General features: G+C 62.2%; 18 protein-coding genes. 9 read left to right on the forward strand and 9 right to left on the reverse strand.

Going from position 1 to position 21,112, the window contains the following annotated elements; genetic code table 11:
* Positions 1 to 64: 64 nt before the first annotated feature.
* The 4 genes from BLU15_RS08045 to BLU15_RS08060 all read right to left on the reverse strand — a co-directional run bounded on the left by BLU15_RS08045 (position 65) and on the right by BLU15_RS08060 (position 4,144).
* A complete protein-coding gene (locus BLU15_RS08045) occupies positions 65 to 883 on the reverse strand; it encodes an ABC transporter permease subunit (RefSeq protein ID WP_090294938.1) in 819 nt (272 codons plus the stop codon).
* Positions 884 to 886: 3 nt separating this feature from the next.
* On the reverse strand, positions 887 to 1,798 hold the full coding sequence (locus tag BLU15_RS08050) for an ABC transporter permease subunit (RefSeq protein ID WP_034800826.1): 912 nt from the start codon (positions 1,796 to 1,798) through the stop codon (positions 887 to 889).
* 4 nt (positions 1,799 to 1,802) lie between these two features.
* Complete coding sequence (locus BLU15_RS08055; protein WP_176960278.1) at positions 1,803 to 2,945, reverse strand: ABC transporter ATP-binding protein; 1,143 nt, start codon at positions 2,943 to 2,945, stop codon at positions 1,803 to 1,805.
* Positions 2,946 to 3,049: 104 nt separating this feature from the next.
* Positions 3,050 to 4,144, reverse strand: a complete 1,095-nt coding sequence (locus BLU15_RS08060; protein ID WP_034800823.1) for a polyamine ABC transporter substrate-binding protein — start codon at positions 4,142 to 4,144, stop codon at positions 3,050 to 3,052.
* A 335-nt stretch (positions 4,145 to 4,479) separates the two neighbouring features.
* Here BLU15_RS08060 and BLU15_RS08065 point away from each other — a divergent pair, with 335 nt between their 5' ends.
* Positions 4,480 to 5,448 carry a fatty acid desaturase family protein gene (locus BLU15_RS08065; RefSeq protein ID WP_176960279.1) on the forward strand — a complete coding sequence of 323 codons (969 nt, stop codon included), beginning with the start codon at positions 4,480 to 4,482 and terminating at the stop codon, positions 5,446 to 5,448.
* Here the strand turns inward: BLU15_RS08065 and BLU15_RS08070 are convergent.
* Entirely contained in the window at positions 5,442 to 6,851 is a 1,410-nt protein-coding gene (locus BLU15_RS08070; RefSeq protein WP_090294942.1) for a helix-turn-helix domain-containing protein, read from the reverse strand. The two genes, BLU15_RS08065 and BLU15_RS08070, sit on opposite strands and share 7 nt — an antisense overlap.
* A gap of 228 nt (positions 6,852 to 7,079) precedes the next feature.
* Between BLU15_RS08070 and aceA the strand changes: the two genes are divergently transcribed.
* From aceA to BLU15_RS08085, 3 genes are all read left to right on the forward strand, one after another.
* Complete coding sequence (gene aceA / locus BLU15_RS08075; protein ID WP_034800818.1) at positions 7,080 to 8,369, forward strand: isocitrate lyase; 1,290 nt, start codon at positions 7,080 to 7,082, stop codon at positions 8,367 to 8,369.
* Positions 8,370 to 8,489: 120 nt separating this feature from the next.
* The gene (locus tag BLU15_RS08080; RefSeq protein ID WP_034800815.1) at positions 8,490 to 8,729 is read left to right on the forward strand and encodes an SMc00767 family acetate metabolism repressor; all 240 of its coding nucleotides are present in this window, start codon (positions 8,490 to 8,492) and stop codon (positions 8,727 to 8,729) included.
* 269 nt (positions 8,730 to 8,998) lie between these two features.
* Positions 8,999 to 10,108, forward strand: coding sequence for a helix-turn-helix transcriptional regulator (locus tag BLU15_RS08085; RefSeq protein WP_060516497.1), 1,110 nt, complete (start codon positions 8,999 to 9,001; stop codon positions 10,106 to 10,108).
* Between the two features lie 64 nt (positions 10,109 to 10,172).
* Here BLU15_RS08085 and BLU15_RS08090 read toward each other — a convergent pair whose 3' ends face one another.
* A complete protein-coding gene (locus BLU15_RS08090) occupies positions 10,173 to 11,054 on the reverse strand; it encodes a LysR family transcriptional regulator (RefSeq protein WP_060583999.1) in 882 nt (293 codons plus the stop codon).
* An 89-nt stretch (positions 11,055 to 11,143) separates the two neighbouring features.
* Here BLU15_RS08090 and BLU15_RS08095 point away from each other — a divergent pair, with 89 nt between their 5' ends.
* Entirely contained in the window at positions 11,144 to 11,347 is a 204-nt protein-coding gene (locus BLU15_RS08095; protein WP_090294944.1) for a hypothetical protein, read from the forward strand.
* Between the two features lie 90 nt (positions 11,348 to 11,437).
* Here the strand turns inward: BLU15_RS08095 and BLU15_RS08100 are convergent, their stop codons facing one another.
* The 3 genes from BLU15_RS08100 to BLU15_RS08105 form a co-directional block, all read right to left on the reverse strand.
* Positions 11,438 to 13,963 carry a methyl-accepting chemotaxis protein gene (locus BLU15_RS08100; protein WP_034800805.1) on the reverse strand — a complete coding sequence of 842 codons (2,526 nt, stop codon included), beginning with the start codon at positions 13,961 to 13,963 and terminating at the stop codon, positions 11,438 to 11,440.
* A 354-nt stretch (positions 13,964 to 14,317) separates the two neighbouring features.
* Complete coding sequence (locus BLU15_RS39480; protein WP_089044690.1) at positions 14,318 to 14,464, reverse strand: hypothetical protein; 147 nt, start codon at positions 14,462 to 14,464, stop codon at positions 14,318 to 14,320.
* Positions 14,465 to 14,699: 235 nt separating this feature from the next.
* Complete coding sequence (locus BLU15_RS08105) at positions 14,700 to 15,884, reverse strand: BaiN/RdsA family NAD(P)/FAD-dependent oxidoreductase (protein WP_090294945.1); 1,185 nt, start codon at positions 15,882 to 15,884, stop codon at positions 14,700 to 14,702.
* A 123-nt stretch (positions 15,885 to 16,007) separates the two neighbouring features.
* Here BLU15_RS08105 and BLU15_RS08110 point away from each other — a divergent pair, with 123 nt between their 5' ends.
* The 4 genes from BLU15_RS08110 to pgl all read left to right on the forward strand — a co-directional run bounded on the left by BLU15_RS08110 (position 16,008) and on the right by pgl (position 21,025).
* Positions 16,008 to 17,444 (forward strand): glutamine synthetase family protein, encoded by a 1,437-nt coding sequence (locus BLU15_RS08110; protein WP_034800800.1) that lies wholly within the window; start codon positions 16,008 to 16,010, stop codon positions 17,442 to 17,444.
* Between the two features lie 15 nt (positions 17,445 to 17,459).
* Positions 17,460 to 18,746 (forward strand): NAD(P)/FAD-dependent oxidoreductase, encoded by a 1,287-nt coding sequence (locus BLU15_RS08115; protein WP_090294947.1) that lies wholly within the window; start codon positions 17,460 to 17,462, stop codon positions 18,744 to 18,746.
* 96 nt (positions 18,747 to 18,842) lie between these two features.
* Positions 18,843 to 20,318, forward strand: coding sequence for a glucose-6-phosphate dehydrogenase (gene zwf, locus BLU15_RS08120; RefSeq protein ID WP_060516507.1), 1,476 nt, complete (start codon positions 18,843 to 18,845; stop codon positions 20,316 to 20,318).
* Between the two features lie 8 nt (positions 20,319 to 20,326).
* On the forward strand, positions 20,327 to 21,025 hold the full coding sequence (gene pgl, locus BLU15_RS08125; protein ID WP_090294949.1) for a 6-phosphogluconolactonase: 699 nt from the start codon (positions 20,327 to 20,329) through the stop codon (positions 21,023 to 21,025).
* Positions 21,026 to 21,112: the final 87 nt, after the last annotated feature.

Genomic DNA, 21,112 nt, shown 5'->3' on the forward strand with positions numbered 1-21,112 from the left:
AGAGACACCAGCCGTCGGTTCGTGGCGGACAAGCCGCGTCACGCTAGTCTCGAATTCGCACCGTTCAGGACTGGGCGAAGGCCGCCCGCTCGTCCCGTTCGCGCTGCGCCTCGCGCTGCTTGGTGACGATCGAGGCAACGACCACCCCGATGGCGACGACACCGATGAGGATGGTGCAGATCGCGTTGATTTCCGGCGTCACGCCCAGCCGCACCTGACTGTAGATCTTCATCGGCAGCGTCGTGGCGCCCGGTCCCGTGGTGAAACTCGAGATCACCAGATCGTCCAGCGACAGCGTGAAGGCGAGAACCCAGCCGGAAAACACCGCGGGCGCGATGACCGGAAGGGTGATCGAGAAGAAGGTCGTGACCGGCGTGGCGCCGAGATCGAGGGCTGCCTCTTCGATCGACCGGTCGAAGCTGAGCAACCGCGACTGCACCACCACGGCAACGAAGCACATGGTGAAGGTGATGTGCGCCAGCGTGATCGTCCAGAAGCCGCGGTCGAGACCGATGGCAACGAACAACAACAGCAGCGACAGGCCGGTGATCACCTCGGGCATGACGAGCGGTGCATAAACCATGCCGGAAAACAGCATGCGGCCACGGAAGCGCGTGTAGCGGACGAGCGCCAAAGCCGCGAGCGTACCGAGCACGGTGGCGAAGGTCGCCGAGATCAGCGCGACGCGAATCGTCACCCAGGCAGCATCGAGCAGCGCCTGGTTATGCAAGAGCTGCGTGTACCACTTGGTCGAAAAGCCCGCCCAGACGGTGACGAGCTTCGATTCGTTGAAGGAGAAGATCACCAGAAGCACGATCGGCAGGTAGAGAAAGCCGAAGCCGAGCACGATCGAGGCGATGTTGAAGCGTGACCAGTTGCCCATGTCCTACCTCCCCTCGCTGTCGGCTTTGGCCTGGGCGTTCTGGAAGTAGACGATCGGCAACACCAGGATCAAAAGCAGGATCGTCGCCACGGCCGAAGAGACCGGCCAGTCGCGGTTGGCGTTGAACTCGTTCCAGAGCGTCTTACCGATCATCAGTGTTTCCGAACCGCCAAGCAGGTCGGGGATAACGAATTCGCCGACGGCTGGGATGAAGACCAGCAGGCAGCCGGCGACGACGCCCGCCAGCGACAGCGGGAATGTCACGCGCCAGAAGGCGGTAAACGGCGTGCAGCCGAGGTCGAGCGCGGCCTCCGTCAGGGTGTGATCCATCTTCTCAAGCGACGAATAGATCGGCAGCACCATGAAGGGCAGATAGGAATAGACGATGCCGATATAGATCGCCCAATTGGTGTTGAGGATGATCAGCGGCTGGTCGATGACGTTGATGCTCATCAGGAACTGGTTGAGCAGCCCCTCGGGTTTGAGGATCGCGATCCAGGCGTAGACGCGGATCAGGAAGCTCGTCCAGAAGGGCAGGATCACCAGCATCAGCAGCGTCGGGCGAATGGTCTTCGGCGCTTTCGCCATACCGTAGGCAACCGGATAGGCGATCAGCAGCGTCAGCACGGTCGAGACGCCCGCGATGATGACGCTCGACACATAGGCGTTGAAGTAGAGGACGTCTTCCGTCAGCCAGACGTAGTTGTCAAAGGAGAATTCCCGCGCCTTTTCAAGGATGCCGGACAGGCCGCCGAAGAGATCGAAGACCGGCGTATAGGGTGGCATGGCCACCGCCGTCTGCGACAGCGAGATGCGGAAGACGATGAAGAAGGGGATCAGGAAGAAGAACAGCAGCCAGGCATAGGGGATGATGATGACGAGGCGGCTGAAGAGGGCGGATGCGACACGGGTCATGGCCTCAATCCTTCAGAACGACGCCGGCGTCTTCGCCGAAGGAAACCCAGACCTCCTGGTCGTAGCCGAGCGGATCCTCGACCGCGCGCACCGCGTTGAGCGACGAGGCCTTGATCACGCGTCCGTCCTTCAGGCGCACGTGGAAGACGGTCATGTCACCGAGATAACCGATGTCCCAGATTTCGCCCTGAACGGTGTTGACGGGCGCGTGCGCCGGCGGCTGGCGGCTGACGCGGATCTTTTCCGGGCGGACGGCGACGGCGGACTTGCCGCCGGCAGCCGGCGTCTCGGGCGATGCCATGCGGATCGGGAAACCGTTGGTGCCCTCAAGGCGCACATAGCCGCCCTCGGCGCCGGAAACAGCGCCCTCGAAAATGTTGACGTCGCCGATGAAGTCCGCGACGAAACGGGAGTTCGGCGCCTCGTAGATTTCGGCAGGCGTCGCCACCTGAATGACCTTGCCGTGGCTCATCACCGCGATGCGGTCGGCCATGGTCATTGCCTCTTCCTGGTCGTGGGTGACGACGACGAAGGTGAGACCGAGTTCCTGCTGCAGATCCATCAGTTCGAATTGGGTCTCCTCGCGCAGCTTCTTATCGAGCGCGCCGAGCGGTTCGTCGAGGAGCAGCACCTTCGGCCGCTTGGCAAGTGAGCGGGCAAGCGCGACACGCTGGCGCTGACCGCCCGAAAGCTGGTGCGGCTTGCGCTGGGAGAACTTTTCGAGCTTCACCAGCTTCAACATCTGGGCGACGCGCTCGGCAATATCCGCCTTCGGCATGCCATCCTGCTTCAGGCCGAAGGCGATGTTCCTCTCCACGTTCATATGCGGGAAGAGCGCGTAGGACTGGAACATCATGTTGACCGGACGCCTGTAGGGCGGAATCCCGGCCAGGCTCTGTCCGTCGAGAATGATCTCGCCCGACGTCGGCTGTTCGAAGCCGGCGAGCATGCGCAGAAGCGTCGACTTTCCGCAGCCGGACGCACCGAGCAGCGCAAAGAACTCGCGCGTATAAATATCCAGCGAAAGGTCGTCGACGGCGGTGAAATCGCCGAACCGCTTGGTCACGTTCTTAAAGGAAATGAATGGCTTGGAAGCGGGATCCGCCCAAGGGGCAAAGGACCGCCGGATACTGCCGAGAGACTTCATCATCTATCCCCGAATGATACAGCCGATGGGCACTCTCGTTTTCCCCGGTGCCCCCTTAAGAAAATTGCCCGGATTTTGAGGTCCGGGCAATTCGTTTTCCGCTCTTACTGGCCGGTTACGACCTTTGTCCAGAGTCGGGTCAATACCCTCTGCTCTTTCGCCTCGAAGGGCGTCACCGTGAACAGTTTCTGCATCACCTCTTCCGTCGGGTAGATGGCGGTATCTTCCATGACGGCCTTGTCGAGGAACTGCTGCGAGGCCTTGTTGCCGTTGGCGTAGAAGACATAGTTCGATGCCTTGGCGACGACCTCGGGCTTCATCATGTAATTGAGGAAGGCGTGCGCCTCCTCGACGTGCGGTGCATCAGCCGGGATCGCAAGCATATCGAACCACATCTGCGCGCCCTGGGACGGGATCGCGTAGTCGACGGTCACACCAGCCTTGGCTTCGGCCGCACGGTCGCGGGCCTGGAAGACGTCGCCGGAAAAGCCGATTGCAAGGCAGATGTCGCCGTTGGCGAGCGCGTTGATGTATTCCGAGGAATGGAACTTGCGCACATTGGGGCGGATGCTCGCCAGCAGCTCAGCCGCCTTTTCGAGATCGGCCGCCTCGTGGCTATCCGGGTTGAGGCCGAGATAGGCGAGCGCCGAAGGCATCACGTCGGTCGGGGAATCGAGGATGTGGATGCCGCAATCCTTGAACTTCGCCGCCAGTTCCGGCTTGAAGATGACGTCCCAGTTGGGCTTCTCGTCCGTGCCGAGGATCGCCTTCATCTTGTCGACATTGTAGCCGATGCCGGTGGTGCCCCACATGTAGTCGATGGCATAGTCGTTGCCCGGATCGTACTTGGCCGTACGCTCCATGATCACGTCCCACATATTGGAAAGGTTCGGCAGCTTCGACTTGTCGAGCTTCTGGAACACGCCCGCGGCGATCTGCCTCTGCAGGAAGGTTGCCGTCGGCACCACCACGTCGTAGCCGGAGCCACCTGCAAGCAGCTTCGTCTCCAGGATCTCGTTGGAATCGAAGACGTCGTAGACGACCTTGATGCCGGTCTCCTTGGTGAAATCTTCCAGAATGCTGCTGTCGATATAGTCCGACCAGTTGTAGACGTTGACCACGCGCTCCTGCGCCGAGGCCAGCATGGTCGAGCCGGCCAGAACGGCTGCCGCCAGGGTTGTGACGATGAGCTTGGACATACAACTCCCCTCTTGGTTTTTTCGTATCGGGCCCGGCACGCCGGGACACCGTCCAATCCGCTTCGTTCAGGCCGGAGGTTAGGCATCTTTCTCGATAACCTCAAGCGCTTTCGTGCCGATAAGAAGCGCCGCCCTGTGGGCTCATCAGTTTCACAAGTCGAAGAAAAACGGGCACTTATGGCGCCTTGCTTTCAGCCTGTCGCCTTCGACCCGGCCGCGGCGGCACCGTTAACCATAGCTTTGCCGCCTCTGTACGGACCGCCATTTACGATTGATTAACCATGATCGCCATGCGATTTTCCCGACAGTTGCGGTTCAGGATCTCAGGTGTCGTCATGGGTGAGCAGATCGTCGGCGGGAAAAGCCGCAGGATCGATCCGAAGCAGTTGAAGCGCCTGTCGGTGCTCGAGCCGCAAAAGGCCCTTGCGGCAATCGCATTCGACTGGGCGATGATCGCAGCAGCCATCGCCGTCAGCGAGTATTTCGGCAATGTCTTCGTCTACCTGATTGCCGTGGTGCTGATCGCCGGACGCATGCATGCGCTCGGCTGCATGATCCACGAGGCGGCGCACTATCGCATCATCCGCAACCGGAAACTCAGCGACTGGATGAGCGACCTGCTGCTCGCATGGCCGGTGCTGGCCACGGTCGATGGCTACCGCCAAAACCATCTCGCCCACCATCAGTACGCCAATAGCGACGAGGATCCGGACTGGACAGCGAAGCTCGGCATGCCGCAATTCACCTTTCCGCAAAAGGTTGCGCGCGGCGTCACGCAATTGCTCGGTTACCTCGTCGCGGTCAATTCGCTGCGCGACATGCTGCATATGGCCAAACGCATGGGCAAGAACGACCGTTCAACGCTGCAGTACAAGCTGCTGCGCGTCGGCTTCTACGTCGCAGCCGCCGCGATCTTCACGCTCTTCGGCATCTGGCGGGAAGTGGCGCTCTACTGGGTGGTGCCGTTCCTCACCTTCTTCTGCCTGTTCCTTTATATACGCAGCGTCGCCGAGCATTTCGGCAGCATGGACTATAGCGACGAACTGACGAGCTCACGCACCGTCTATCCGCACGCCTGGGAGAAGCTGTTCTTCGCGCCCCACAACATCAACTACCACCTGGAGCACCATCTGTATCCCGGTGTGCCGTTCTACAATCTACCGGAGCTGCACGCGGTCCTGATGCGCAACAAGGCCTATGCGGACACGGCCCATATCACCCGCGGCTATACTACCGGGCTACCGGCGGAATGCTTTGCCGCGAATGCGCCGCTTCTGCCCAACCAGCACCCCGTCAGCTACTGAAAATCGAAAACGCTGAGCCCGGTCGCCATCTCATCAAGTCCGAGCGGCCGGGTAACGGGCGGCTCGGCACGCGCCAGGCAGCCCTGGCGCTCGCAGAGCCGACAGCCGGCACCGATTTCGACCGCCGGCAGCAGCACCGAACCGTAGACGGTCTCGTCGGCAAACGAAGCTTCGCAGCCTAGAAGCAGGGCTGTGCGCCGGACGCGCTCGTGGAACGCCGCCTGCGGACCCTCCAGCGTGCGTGCGATGGTCAAGAACGCAGCGCCGTCGGGCATCTCGACACGATCGACCAGAAGCTGGCCCGGCACTGAGAAGGCGGCATGGATGTTGAGCTTGGGACAGCCACCGCCGAACTTTGCCTGAGGGAAGCCCGATGCGCCCGCCCTCCGCAAGCGGTGGCCGGCATTGTCGATCTCCATCAGGAAGAATGGCAGCCCTTGGGCGCCCGGCCGTTGCAGCATGGTCAGCCGGTTGGCCGCCTGTTCGAAGGAGACCTGGAAACGGGCGCGCAGGACATCGATGTCGTACTTCGCCCGTTGTGCGGCGGCTAGGAACGCAGCATAGGGCATCATCAGCGCATGCGCGCCATAGCGCGCCAGCTCGAAGCGAGCGATACGGCGTGCCTCCGCGGTCGAAAGCCGTAACGCCCCAAGCTCGGCCGTGATCGCCTCGTGGCAGGCAATCGACACGGCCTCCATCGCGATCTCGCGCAACTGGTCGTAGGGCGACAGCCGCTCGGAAACGAAGAGACGCATGGAGTGCCTGTCGAAGCGACGGCGCAGGTTCGGCATGGCATGGACCGGCAGGCTGCGCACGACGTGGCCATGCTCCTTCTTCAGCCAGGCCTTGAGCGCGCCGATGAGATCATCACCCGGCGAGAGCGCCTCGTGGAAGGCTTCCGCCGCCGCCTCGATGCCGGCAAAATAATTCGGCCGCCCCTCGAAGGTCTCGCGTACCTCGTCCATCGGCAACCGTGTGCCCGAAAGCGCCTCCATGTGCCCCTGCCCCGCCAGGAGGTCAGCCAAGTCCTTGAGGCGCGCTGCCTGCTCGCGATAGGCGCGATAGAGCTTGACGACGCCGCCGGCAGCATTGGGGGCCGCTTCCGCCACCTCGATCAGCTCCTGCTCTCCCGGCAGCTCGGCCGACAGCAGCGGATCGGCGAAAACCTCGCGCAATTGCGTGAGGCTGCCGCCGGTTTCGCCCTGCAACTCGTCGAGGTCGACCTTGTAGACCGAGGCAAGCTTCAAAAGCAGCTGCACCGTCAGCGGCCGCTGGTTGCGCTCGATCAGATTGAGATAGGACGGCGAGATACCGAGGGCCTCGGCCATGGCCGTCTGCGTCAGCGACAGGCCGTTACGAATGCGCCTGACCCGCGGGCCGGCAAAGATCTTGTTCTCGGCCATTTGTAACTACCTTTACAATCCGCTCAACGCAGGGCGCTTTACATTTTTTACAAATTTACTTCGCCGCCCCGTCAAAGGCAAGACAAGATAACCCTTTTGATCTCTGCAAACCACCGTTTCCAATAGCCGAATACTGCAGCGCAATGTAAGAACTGTCACATGAACTCGAAACACAAGTCGCCATACGACAAAAGTCGAATGGGTGTTTGATTTTGACAGGAGGAAGTAATGACTGATTTTTACAAGCTCGTTCCCAGCGCACCGCAAGGCCGCTTTGATGGCGTCGATCGCCCCTATACCGCAGAGACCGTGAAGCGGCTGCGCGGGTCGGTCGAGATCCGCTATTCGCTGGCCGAAATGGGCGCGAACCGCTTGTGGAAACTCATTCACGAAGACGACTTCGTCAACGCGCTCGGCGCACTTTCGGGCAACCAGGCCATGCAGATGGTGCGCGCCGGCCTGAAGGCGATCTACCTCTCCGGCTGGCAGGTCGCAGCCGATGCCAACACCGCTTCGGCCATGTATCCGGACCAGTCGCTTTATCCGGCCAATGCCGCGCCTGAGCTTGCCAAGCGCATCAATCGCACGCTGCAGCGCGCCGACCAGATCGAGACCTCAGAAGGCAAGGGCCTTTCGGTTGACACCTGGTTCGCACCGATCGTCGCCGATGCCGAAGCCGGTTTCGGCGGCCCGCTCAACGCCTTCGAGATCATGAAGGCCTTCATCGAGGCGGGCGCTGCCGGCGTCCACTACGAGGACCAGCTTGCTTCGGAAAAGAAGTGCGGCCATCTCGGCGGCAAGGTGCTGATCCCGACGGCAGCCCATATCCGCAACCTGAACGCGGCACGGCTTGCCGCCGACGTCATGGGCACGCCGACGCTGGTCATCGCCCGCACCGATGCGGAAGCGGCAAAGTTGCTCACCTCCGACATCGACGAGCGCGATCGCCCCTTCGTCGACTACGATGCCGGCCGCACGGTCGAAGGCTTCTACCAGGTGAAGAACGGGCTTGAGCCCTGCATTGCCCGCGCCATCGCCTATGCGCCGCATTGCGACCTGATCTGGTGTGAGACCTCCAAGCCGGACCTGGAACAGGCCCGCAAGTTCGCAGAGGGCGTGCACAAGGCGCATCCGGGCAAACTGCTCGCCTACAATTGCTCGCCGTCGTTCAACTGGAAAAAGAACCTCGACGACGCGACGATCGCCAAGTTCCAGCGAGAGCTGGGCGCAATGGGCTACAAGTTCCAGTTCATCACGCTTGCCGGCTTCCACCAGCTGAACTTCGGCATGTTCGAACTGGCGCGCGGCTACAAGGCACGGCAGATGGCCGCCTATTCGGAGCTGCAGGAGGCGGAATTCGCCGCCGAGGTCAACGGCTACACCGCGACCAAGCATCAACGCGAAGTCGGCACCGGCTACTTCGACGCCGTCTCGATGGCGATCACCGGCGGCCAGTCCTCGACAACAGCCATGAAGGAATCGACCGAGCACGATCAGTTCCGCCCGGCCGCAGAGTGAAAGCCCGGCGGGAGCGTGGCAATCCCTGCCCGCTGCGCTCCTGCCGACCCCTCGCAAGTGAAATGGATGCGGGCGGAAAACCGCAAGCACCTCCAGCCTCGAACCTCAAGGAGAAGTCCAATGACAGTCCAGACACGCGTCAAGGAACGGGCCGAGGAACAGTCTTCGGCGATGACCCCGGACCAGCAGGCGGCAATCCGCATGGTCGCCAACGACCTGCACCGCCTCAACCAGTCCGTCATGAAGGCCGTCGATGCCGGCGTTTCGGTCGAGCTCGTGCGCTCCGCCCGCCACCACGGCGGCGAAGGCAACTGGGGCGACCTGCTGATCCCGGTTATCGTCACCCAGGGCCGGCCATGATGCTCGCCACAACGCTGTTCGCGGCGATCCTGCTGTCGCCGCTAGTGCTCCGCCGCACAGCTGTGGCCGCGAGCGTGAAAGCAACCAAAAGTTGATTTCACCGAAACCGGTTGAAAGTGGGAGAAATTGGAATAGCCGGCTCTTTGCCGGCTATTCTGCGTTGTCAGGATGGCAGCGCACGCAACGAATGCTTGTCACCGCTATTTCAGGTTGATCGAACCCGTGATGCCTGACTATATTAGGCATACCTGTCTTAGGCAAAGGCACGCATGTATCGCTCGACGAAGCCTGCAGATACCGCCGAACTGACGGAGCTGATCTACGGCGCCGCCTTTGGCGATTGCGGCTGGCAGGATTTTCTCGACCGGCTGACGACGACCATGCCCGATGGATGCTCTGCGCTCCACTATCATGACCTCACAGCGCCAGCGTCGTGCGTGCCCTATGTCTCCGGCTTTACCTCTGATGCCATCGACCAGTTCAACGATCACTTCGCGGCGATCAATCCCTGGATACCGAAATCGGTTCTCGTGCCGGTGGGCCGCGGTCTCTCCGGCGAGCATATCGTCTCGCGCTCGGAGCTGATGAAATCGGAATTCTACAATGACTGGCTGAAGCGCCAGACCGGCAGCGAGACCACCGTCGGCGTGACCATCGTGCGCAGCCCGACGCGGACCCTGCTCGTGTCGACCTGCACCTCGTCGACGAACGCGGAACTCAACCAGCAGGCGGCCGATCAATACACGCTTCTCGCGCCTCACCTGAAGCGCGCCTTCGACTTCCTGCGGCGGCGCGACCTGATGATGGCCGAGCAGCATGAGGGCCGGACCCTGCTCGATACGATCGGCGTCGGCGTGATTTATGTGGGCGGCAATCTGCGCATCCGCTCGATGAACCACAATGCCGAGCGAATGGCGGCGAACGGCTCACCGTTCCGGGTCGCGGTCAACGGCCGCCTGTTCATGGACGAACCGGAAACCAATGCGGCGCTCGAGCTTCTGGCCTCGCCGGTCGGCGCACCGGCACAGCCGCAACTGCGTGTCGTCAGGACCGCGGAGCACGGCGCCTTCCGCATTACCTTGGTGCGGCGAAGCGCCAGCATCTTTACCGAACTTCTCGACGGACCGACTGTGGCGGTTCTGGTCGAGCCTGCGACGTCGCTGCTCGGCGATCTCAGGCACGACCATCTGAAGGACAATTATGGTCTGACCCCCGCCGAAATCCGCATCGCCTGCGGTATCGCCGCCGGCCTGACGCTGAAGGAAATGTCGCAGGCCAACGGCGTCAGCTATGAGACGATCCGGACGCAGCTCAAAAGCATCTACGCCAAGACCCGGGTCAACTCGCAGGCGGCACTCGTCAAGCTGCTGATGCGCTGACCCATATACAGAAAAGACCACGGCGGTAGCGTTCCCAGCAGCAGGGTTCAGTCCTTGCTCCGCCTCAGCTGCGGCGCGGTCGCTTTCCGGCAAAGATGTCCACGTGACTACGCAACAGCCTGGTCATGCGGTCGACAACCGTTCGTATTTCCTTGCGGTGCCGATCCTCATTGTTCATGACGATCCATTGCCGGTGCCGGAGCGCCGGGATCTCCTCGCCGGCGCGCTCCAGCATCGGATCGAGATCGCCGACGAAACAGGGAAGCACCGCACAGCCGGCGCCGGCGCGGGCGAGATCGAGCAGCGAGCGCGGCCGTGTGACCGTGGCGACGATCCGCCCCTCCCAGCCCCCTTTCACCTGCTCGTGCGGCCAGCGCAGATAGGCGGAGATCGCCTCCTCCTCGCCGACGGCCACCCAACGCGCGCTCGCGCCCGACGGCGCGTTCTTTTGACGATAGGCGGCATAGGCGACGTCGCCGACCGGACTCGCCGCCAGATAGGCCTCCTCGGGCTCGAAGGCGCGGATGCCGATATCGGTCTCGCGATAGGCGAGGCTGGCGCGTGTTTCGCCGACCGTGATCGCCAGACTGAAGCCGTCCCTTTCGGTGCAGAGCGCCGGAAAGTTCTCCGCCAGCAGCCAGGCGATCCAGGTACCGACGGTGATGCGGACCGTTACGCCCTCGCCTTCCTGCCGCCAGCTCTCGACCCGGCGCGCCGCCGATTCCATTTCCTGAAGCTGCTCGAACAGCAGTTCACCATCGCCGGTAAGCTGGTAGCCGGTCTGGCTGCGCAGAAACAGCGCGCGGCCCGTGCGCTCCTCGAGTTCCAGCATCCGCCGGCCAACGGTCGCCGGGCTGGAGCCGAGCGCCTGCGCCGCTCCGGTGAGCCCACCAGCGCGCGCCACGCTCATGAAACAGCGATAGATATCCCAATCCATGTCTTTCATCGGTGAAAAACATAGAGCGGTATCCGATGTATGTAAAACTAGTTTTGCTGCATAAAAGAAGTGATGCCCATCAACTAAGGAGCATCACTATGGAAATGATGGCAATGGTCTACATCGCCGACATGGCCCTGAAAACGCGCCGCTGGGACGAGGATTTCGATCCGAAACCGCCCGGCCTTCTACGTCGGGCCTTCACAACACTCGCGGCCGCGGTCACCAAGCGACGCAAGAGCAGCCTCTACGCCGATAAAAAAAGCACCGCGAAGCCCTGCGGCCACGCGGTGCAATGTTAGCCCCTGCCCTTGTTATATCGCACGGCACCGGTTGCCGTACTTTCGGCTGGCGGCGTTGCCTGCCGCCAGCGAAACCGTCTACCGCACGCCTCAGGCCGCCCGGTAGTTGTCGTAGTCTTCCGCCGCCGGCTCCAGCCGGAACTGCTCGACCAGCATCATCAGCGTGTCGGCCTGGTTTGAGAGCGCGCGGCTCGTCGCCGTCGCCTCTTCCACCATCGAAGCGTTCTGCTGCGTCATCTGGTCCATCTGGTTGACTGAGCCGTTGACCTCGTTGAGCGCCACGGCCTGGTCGCGGCTGGCAGTCGCGATCATCTCGACGTGCTGGCTGACCGTGACGATCTGGGCGCTGATCGAGGCCAGCACTTCGCCGGTTTCCTTGACCAGGTGCGAGCCGGCATTGACCTCGTTGGTCGACTTGTTGATCAAGCCCTTGATCTCGCGCGCAGCTTCCGCCGAGCGCTGGGCCAGTTCACGCACTTCCTGGGCGACGACGGCAAAGCCCTTTCCGGCTTCACCCGCCCGTGCCGCCTCGATGCCGGCGTTCAGCGCCAGGAGGTTGGTCTGGAAGGCGATGTCGTCGATCACTTCGATGATTTGCTCGATCTGGCGCGAGGCCTCCTCGATGCGTCCCATGGCGGCGATCGCGTTGGTGACGACGGTCGCCGAGCTATCGGCGCTGCGTTTCGTCTGGATCACCGCATGGTTGGCTTCGCCGGCACGCTCGGCCGAGGAACGGACGGTGACGGTGATCTGGTCGACGGCGGCCGCCGTCTCTTCGAGGGAGGCGGCCTGGGCCTCCGTGCGCTTCGACAGCGAGTCTGCCGCATGGTGCATGCTGGAGCCGCTCTCCTGGATCGCCTGCGCATTGGCGCGGATCTGGGCGAGCGTGTCCTGCAGGCGGATCAGCGAACCGTTGAAGTCCTGGCGAAGCTGTTCGAGGCGACCATGGAACGGCACGTCGATCTGGCGCGACAGGTCGCCCTGGGCCAGGCGGCCGAGGCCAGCGGCAAGCTCGCTGACGGCGAGATCGATCTGGCGATCGAGCTCGCGCTTTTCCTGGTCGTTGCGGCTACGCTCGATTTCGGCGCGGCTGCGCTGCTCCTCGCTTTCCGCTTCGATGCGGACCTTGGAGAGCGCGTTCTCCTTGAACACGCCGAGCGCACGAGCCATGTCGCCGATTTCGTCGCGGCGACCGTCGCCATCGATCGTCGTGTCGAGGCGGCCATCGGCGAGACGACGCATCGCCGCGGTGATCTGACCGATCGGCTTCTTCAGCGTCAGCGTCAGCGCGATGCCGGCCAGAAGCGCGATGACGACGCCGGCAACGGTGGCGGCAACCGAGATCTGGTTCGCCTCGTTGCGCTCGGTCCCGGCGGCAACCTTCTGCTGTTCGGCAAATTCGGTGAGATCGGTCCAGATCTGGTTGATCGATTGTCCGGCGGCGTCGAAGTCCGCGGTGCGCTTGACCGTGATTTCGACAAGCGCTGCGGCATCTTTCTTCATCGCGGTCAGGATCGGCATCAGCGTGTCGGCGATCTTGTCGAAGGATGCGCCGTCGCTTGCGACACCGCGAAGCGTCGCCATGTTCTGCTGAACGGCGAGCGACTTGTCGAGCAGCTTCTGGCGATTGCCCTCGTTCGTCTGCCCCATGAAGGTGGCGGCGGAAATCTGGATATCGGTGATCGACGACGACAGCCTGCGGGTAGCGGTCAGAACCGATTCCGTCGTGACGATCTGTTCGTCGAGTTCGGCGAAAATCCGCGTGGCGTCGCGCATCTTGCCGACGGAAGCCGCTTCCAGGCGGAAGCTCGCAGTGCGGAAGCGGTCGACATATTTGGAAATGCCGGCAAGCGTTTCCGGTCCGGCGGGCGCCTTCAGGATCGAGCCGATCTCGCTCGAAGCCGAGGTGATGGTCTCGGTGAGCGACTTCTCGTCCTTCGGCAGCAGGCGGAAGATGTCACGCTCGGTGCGGCCGATCATCGGGAAGCGTTCCTTGACCGCCTTCAGCTTCTCCTCGACGGTGATCGCCTTGCTCACTTCGGTGCCGAACTCGTTGAAGAAGCGGCTTGCGCGCATCAGCTTTTCGGCTTCGCGCAGCATGGTCTTGGCGGCGTTCTCGCTCTTGCGAACGGCGTATTGCAGGCGGTTCGACTCTTCATTGATCTTGGCGCGCTCGATCAGCAAGGCGTCGAGGTTCGAGCTCATTGCCGTGCGCAAGTCCTGCTCGCCAACGTGCAGCGTCCAAAGGCCGCCAATGCGGGCCTCGATGTCGCTGGTCGCCGCGATCGCCGCCTTCAATTCGTCCTGGCCGTTCTGGCCGGCAACCTGTGCAGCGGTATCGGCGAGCACGTCCTTCTGCGCCGAGATCGTCGACTGCACGGCATCACGTGTTTCTTCGGTTGTCGAATGCAGGAAGGCGTTCATGCCCGCATAGACATCCTTGAAGCCGCTCAAGGTCTGCAACACGCTGTTGGAAATCTCCATGCGTCCCTGAAGCAGGCCGGATGCATAGAGGCCGGTGATACCGACGGCACAGATGCTGACGACGAAGGGCAGGATGAAAAACAGCACCTTCGTCTGGATCTTGAAGCGGGCAAGAATTCTATCGATGAACATGGAAAACACCTTGGCTCGCAGCTCGCATTCGCCTCCCCCGACGGCTCACTACGTCTTCGCACTCAACGACAAGGCGTGAATGTGCGAACGATCGAGAGCCACCCGATGCGCAAACAGGCTGATGTTTTTCGAAAAATCATGCGGCGCACACCGCCAGTCCGTCGGCAATCATTGCGGATCCACGGCGCCACTCCTCGGCAACGTGAACCTGACGAAACTCACATCGTCACACTATCTGTTTTGAACGATTAAAATTTGTATAAGCGCGTTCCGCCCGCGACAGAAAATCCGTAGGCGTGCGCGGACGCGTCAAATGCGCCCGAGAGACGGCCGCTCAGGGCCGATCCCCTGAACTCAGAACCAAAGAGCCGGGAGGGCTGCGAGGGCAGCAACGGCAAAGAATGCAATCAAGGCGAGGCGCGTGAGCACGGCCTTCTGCTGACGGCTTTCATCGGTGCGGGCGATCGCGATGGCGCGGGGACGGCGGCGGATTTGGTTCATGGCATCCTGTCCTTGTCACATTGACCGGCAACGTTCGGTCCGGATGACCCCACATTGCCTGTCACAGTTATATTGCAGCCATGCCGTGGCGGAAGAAAGTCAAAAAATTAGAAACAGTGTTATTTCCGTTTACGCGACAATCCGATCCACCAACTGCCGGCTGTGCCGACAAGGATATAGGTTCGGCGAGATACATTAACAATCACTGAAGCTCGATCCGCCAAAAGCGGGGAGATCAGGCGTCCTGGCCGGCCGCAAAGCCCGATGCCCAGGCCCATTGGAAATTGTAGCCGCCGAGCCATCCGGTCACATCGACGCACTCACCGATAAAATAGAGCCCCGGCACCGCCTTGGCCTGCATCGTCTTGGAGTCGAGCCCGTTGGTATCGACGCCGCCAAGCGTAACTTCGGCCGTCCGGTAGCCTTCCGAACCGGCTGGCTTGATGGTCCAGGCCTGGATCGAGGTAGCAAGCTGATTGATGGCCTTATCCGAGAGGTCGGCAAGCTGGCGCCCGGTCAGCTTTGCGCCGTCGGCGAAAAACTGTGCCAGCCGCCGCGGCAGGATATCGCCGAGCGCCGTCTGCACCGCCTGTTTGCCGTGGGTGCGGCGGATTTCTTTCAGGATCGCGGCAATGTCGATGTCGGGCATCAGCCTGAGCACGATCTCCTGCCCTTCGCGCCAATAGGAGGATATCTGCAGGATCGCAGGGCCGCTCAGGCCGCGATGGGTGATCAGCACCGCCTCGCGGAACGCCGTCTTGCCGGACCGCGCTTCCGCATCTGCGGCAACGCCGGCCAGTTCCCCGATCGCTTCGAGCTGCGCCGGGTCGAGCGTCAGCGGCACGAGACCGGGCCGCGTTTCTATGAGCCCGAGACCGAACTGCTCGGCGATCCGGTAGGCAAGCCCGGTCGCCCCCATCTTCGGGATCGACTTGCCGCCGCTGGCAACGACCAGCGACTGCGCATCGATCGGCCCCTCGCCCGTCATCACGCGAAAACCGGCACCATGGCGCTCGACACTCTCGATCGTCGTTTCGAGGCGAAGATCGGCATGCACGTCACGCATTTCGGAAAGCAGCATCTTGATGATGTCTTTCGCCGAATGGTCGCAGAAGAGTTGGCCGAGGGTCTTTTCGTGCCAGGCTATGCCATGCTTTTCGACAAGAGCCAGGAAATCGCGCGGGGTGTAGCGCGCCAGCGCCGACTTGCAAAAATGCGGGTTGGTCGACAGGAAGTTCTTCGGTCCCGCATGGATGTTCGTGAAATTGCAGCGGCCGCCGCCGGAGATGCGGATCTTTTCGCCCGGCGCCTTGGCATGGTCGAGCACGGCCACGCGGCGGCCGCGCTTGCCCGCCTCGATGGCGCACATCATGCCGGCGGCACCGGCGCCAATGATGACCACATCTGTCTTTTCAGCCACGAAACACTCCGCTCGTTTGTCCTTCCATTCCGGGGGCAAAGCAGAAAGTCAATGATCAAGCCCATCTAGCCAATTGCCAATCTGTGGTTATGATGCGCTATCCGAAGCCAAAACCGGTGATTTATGCCCTCCAAGAGAAGTGCTGCCCAACAAACAACGAAAATCAGCAAAACTTCGAAAATACCTCCCGCCCTCCACTCCCTCCGAGGTGTAAAGACCTGGAAGGAAGCCACGGACTGGCTCAAGATCCGCGGCATCGAAGACGTCGAATGCATCACGCCCGATCTTGCCGGCGTTCCGCGCGGCAAGATGATGCCGACCTCGAAGTTCACCTCCAATACCTCGCTGGCGCTGCCGTCCGCCGTCTATCGCCACACGATCTCGGGCGAATATCCAGACGAAACCGGCCAGTTCCGCTACGATTCCCGCGACAGCGACATCAAGCTCGTGCCCGATCTCTCGACCCTTTCGGTCGTGCCCTGGGAGACCGACCCGACGGCGCAGGTGATCTGCGACATCGTCGGCTCGCAGGGCGAACAGATCAGCTACACGCCGCGCAACGTGCTGAAGCGCGTGGTCGATCTCTACAAGCAGAAAGGCTGGAAGCCGGTCGTAGCACCCGAGATCGAATTCTACCTCGTCGCCACCAATGACGATCCGGATTATCCCCTGCATCCACCGAAAGGCCGCTCCGGTCGCTCGATTCTCGGCGGCCAGGGCTATTCGATCGCCGGCATCAACGAATTCGACGAACTGATCGACGACATCTACCACTTCTCGGAGAAGCAGGGTCTCGAGATCGATACGCTGATCCACGAAGAAGGGCCGGCGCAGCTGGAGATCAACCTACGCCATGGCGATCCGATCGAGCTGGCCGACCAGGTGTTCCTGTTCAAGCGCACCATCCGCGAGGCGGCGCTGAAACACGGCATCTACGCCACCTTCATGGCGAAGCCCATGCAGGGCCAGCCGGGCTCGGCGATGCACATTCACCAGTCGGTGGTCGAGATCAACACCGGCCGCAACCTGTTCTCCAACCCGGACGGTTCCGCATCGAAGGAATTCTTCCACTTCATTGGCGGCATGCAGCACTATGTGCCGCGCACGCTTGTGATGATGGCGCCCTATGTGAACTCCTTCCGCCGACTGACGCCCGACATGTCGGCGCCGGTGAACACCGCCTGGGGCTACGACAACCGCACCACCGCCTTCCGCATCCCGGTGTCGGAGCCGGTCGCCCGGCGTATCGAGAACCGGCTGCCGAGTTCAGATGCCAATCCCTATCTGGCGCTCGCGGCCTCGCTTGCCTGCGGTTATCTCGGCATCATCGAACAGCGCGAACCGACGGCGCCGACCGAGGACACGGCCAACGAGGGCGAGATCGACCTGCCCCGCGGCCTGCTCGAAGCCGTGGCCCTGCTGGAATCGGCACCGTCGCTGGCCGAGGTGCTGAGCCCGGAGTTCATCGCCATCTATGCCGGCGTCAAACGCGGCGAGTTCGAGACCTTCATGCAGGTCATCAGTCCCTGGGAACGCGAATTCCTGCTTCTCAACGTCTGACCTCAGAGGTTCTCCATGTCCTGGCAAAGCCCGATCTCGCCCGGTTATTCCTGGTATGAGGCGACGGTTCCGGATCGACCGGAGTATCCGGCCATGCCGGGATCGCGGAAAGCCAATGTCGCGATCGTGGGCGGCGGCTATACGGGATTGCAGGCGGCTTACAACCTTGCCAAGCAAGGCGTCGACGTCACCCTGATCGACGCCTGCCGCTTCGGCGACGGCGCCTCGGGCCGCAACGGCGGCCAGTTCGGCACCGGGCAACGCGCCTGGGCGGACGACACGGAAGAAAGTCTCGGCCATGAACGGGCGCAGGCACTGTTCGACATGGCCGAGAACGCCAAGCGTTACGTGCTCGATTTCGCGAACGGGAACGGGATCGACATCGAATTCGTGCCAGGCCAGCTCTCGGTCGGGCACAAGCAAAGCCTCGAAAAAGACTATCGCGACCATGCCGAAGCGATGGCGGCGCGCTTCGGCTATCCGCATCTGACTTTCATGGAGCGCGAGGAAACAGCAAGCCGGCTCGGATCGAACCACTACCACTTCGGCATTCGCGATGCCGGCACCGGCCATATCCACCCGATGAAGCTGCTGGTCGGCCTTGCGAAACAGGCAGCGCTTGCCGGCGCCAACCTTTTCGAGCAGACCAAGGCCCTGAAAATCGACCGCCAGGGTGGCGCGATCGTCATTGCCACCGACCGCGGCACCATCACCGCCGACCGCGTTCTCGTCGCCTGCAATGCCTATGTCGGCAACCTGGAGCCGGTGAGCGCCAGCCACGTCATGCCGATCCGTTCCTTCATCGGCGCGACGACGGTGCTTTCGGACCACCCTGATGTCATTCCCGGCGGCGAATCGGTCGACGATTCGCGCTTCGTCGTGCGCTACTTCCGGAAGTCGCGGGATGGGCGGCTTCTGTTCGGCGGCCGCGAAGCCTATACGGCCGATAATCCGCGCGACATCTCCACCCATATCCGCCGGCAGATCAGCGAGATCTACCCGCAGCTCGCCAATGTCGAGATCACCCACGCCTGGGGCGGCTCCGTCGGTATCACCATGCCGCGCACCCCCTTTTGTCGCGAGGTCATGCCGGGCGTCACCTCGATCGGCGGCTATTCCGGCCACGGTGTGATGCTCTCCAACTATTGCGGCAAGCTCTATGCGGACCTGGCGCTCGGCAAGGACACCGAGCTCGACCTCTTGAAGGCTCTGAAAATCCCGGCTTTTCCGGGCGGAACCCGGTTCCGCTCCGCCCTTCTCTTCTTCGCGCTTAGCTGGTACGCATTACGCGACAGGTTTTGAAAAACGCTTGCGGCGGCATTTTATTGCGCCGCACTCTAGCGCCTTTAAATCGATTAGATTATATGTGCCCCTGACCTGAACAGATCGAGATATCCCATGAGCAGCCAGATCATCCCCGTCGAACCATTTGACTATGTGGTGTTCGGGGGCACCGGCGATCTTGCGGAGCGCAAGCTGTTGCCGGCGCTCTATCACCGCCAGTTGGAAGGCCAGATCACCGAGCCGACGCGCATCATCGGCGCCTCGCGCGCGGCACTCAGCCATGAGGACTATCGCAAGTTCGCCGTCGATGCTCTGAAGGAACATCTGAAGGCGGAAGAGTACAAGGAAGAGGAAGTCGCGAAGTTCGCTGCACGCCTGTTCTACGTCTCCGTCGACGCCAAGTCCGACCAGGGTTGGGACTCGCTGAAGAAGATCCTCGAAGAGGGCAAGGAGCGCATCCGCGCCTTCTATCTCGCCGTCGGCCCTGCGATCTTCGGCGACATCTCCGAGCGCATCCGCGATCACAAGCTGATCACCAAGAACACCCGCATCGTCGTCGAAAAGCCGATCGGCCGCGACCTCGCCTCTGCGACCGAACTCAACGACACGATCGGCAAGGTTTTCCGCGAAGAGCAGATCTTCCGCATCGACCACTATCTCGGCAAGGAGACGGTGCAGAACCTGATGGCGCTGCGCTTTGCCAACGCGCTCTACGAGCCGCTGTGGAACTCGGCCCATATCGACCACGTGCAGATCACCGTGTCGGAAGCCGTCGGGCTTGAAAATCGTGCCGGCTACTACGACAAGGCCGGCGCGCTGCGCGACATGGTGCAGAACCACATCCTGCAGCTCGTCTGCTTCGTCGCCATGGAAGCGCCGACCTCGATGGACGCCGAAGCGGTGCGCGACGAGAAGCTGAAGGTTCTGCGCGCGCTGAAGCCGATCACCTCGTCGAATGTCGAGCAGGTGACGGTGCGCGGCCAGTACCGCGCCGGCGCTTCGGCCGGCGGCCCGGTCAAGGGCTACCTCGAAGAACTCGAAGGCGGCGTTTCGAACACCGAGACCTTTGTGGCGATCAAGGCGGAAGTCAGCAACTGGCGCTGGGCCGGCGTGCCTTTCTACATCCGCACCGGCAAGCGCCTTGCCGGCCGCATGTCGGAAATCGTCATCACCTTCAAGCAGATCCCGCATTCGATCTTCGACAACAATGCCGGCCGCATTTCGGCCAACCAACTGGTCATCCGCCTACAGCCGAACGAAGGCGTGAAGCAGTCGCTGATGATCAAGGACCCGGGCCCGGGCGGCATGCGCCTGCGCAGCGTCTCGCTGGACATGAGCTTTGCCGAAGCCTTCGCCGTGCGCAATGCGGACGCCTATGAGCGGCTGCTCTTCGACGTCATCCGCAACAACCAGACGCTGTTCGTGCGCCGCGACGAGGTCGAGGCCGCATGGAAGTGGGTCGATCCGATCCTGAAGGCCTGGGAAGAAACCGGGCAGCAGGTTCAGGGCTACACCGCCGGCACCTGGGGTCCGAGCCAGTCAATTGCGCTGATCGAGCGTGACGGCCGGACCTGGAACGACGCGATATAGGTGCGCCGATGACGTCTAAGCTTCATACATTCGAAAACGGCGCAGCACTGGCGCAAGGCCTTGCCGATGCGGTCAGCAGCGCTCTTGCTGCCGGTGTCGCCGCACGCGGCTCCGCAAGCATCGCCGTCTCCGGCGGCTCCACGCCCAAGGCATTCTTCCAGGCGCTTTCGAAGAAGGACATCGCCTGGGACAAGGTGACGGTGACGCTGGTCGACGAACGCTTCGTGCCGCCGGAAAGCGACCGCTCCAACCACGGCCTCGTGGCGGCCAACCTGCTTCAGGACAAGGCCGCTGCAGCAACTTTCCTGCCGCTCTACCAGGCGGCCCCGACAGCGGAGGCCGCGGCTGATCTCGCAAGCCGGGAAACGGCGAAGATCGGTGCACCGTTCGACGTGGCGATCCTCGGCATGGGAACGGATGGGCACACCGCATCGTTCTTCCCGGGCGGATCGCAGCTCGCGCGCGCCATCGATCCGGCAACGCCGCGCGGCGTGATCACGATGGAAGCCGAGGGTGCAGGCGAAACCCGGCTGACCTTTACTTTTGCCAGCCTTCAGGATGCGCGGCTTCTGGTGCTGCACATCGAAGGCGAGGGCAAGAAGGCGGTTCTCGCCAAGGCTGAAGATGCCGGCGACGAAAAGGACATGCCGATCCGCGCGATGCTGCGCCGCGCCGCGTCGCCGGTGCAGATTTACTGGGCGCCGTAGATCGGAATGATGTTGGGCCGAACCGGCCCGATAGGAACTTTGGAGACACGTTCAGCCGGTGGCGCGCTCCCGTCGGAATGGACAGGT

It is taken from the genome of Ensifer sp. YR511 (assembly GCF_900103045.1).
GTDB lineage: Bacteria > Pseudomonadota > Alphaproteobacteria > Rhizobiales > Rhizobiaceae > Ensifer > Ensifer adhaerens.